At 74.1% G+C, this 255-nt stretch carries 1 protein-coding gene; it reads right to left on the bottom strand.

Annotation, left to right across the window (positions count from 1 at the left end; translation table 11 throughout):
- Positions 1–255, bottom strand: a 255-nt coding sequence (locus ACLBXO_RS32365; RefSeq protein ID WP_447687983.1) for an ATP-binding protein, incomplete at both ends; no start/stop codon positions are given.

A 255-nucleotide genomic window follows, 5' to 3' on the forward strand; every position in this document is an offset into this window, starting at 1 on the left:
TCTTGACCACGTCCATGCCGACCCCGCGCCCCGACAGCGCCGAGATCGTCGCCGCGGTCGAGAAACCCGGCGCGAACAGGAACTGGTAGATCTGCTGGTCGGTCAGCACCGCGCCCGGCGCGCACAGTCCCCGCTCCTCGGCCTTGGCGCGGATGCGCGCCGCGTCGAGCCCGGCGCCGTCGTCGCGCACGCTCACCAGCACCTGGGCGCCGGCATGCTCGGCCGTCAGGGTGATCCGCCCGGTGGCGGGCTTGC

Source organism: Methylobacterium sp. C33D (assembly GCF_053345825.1).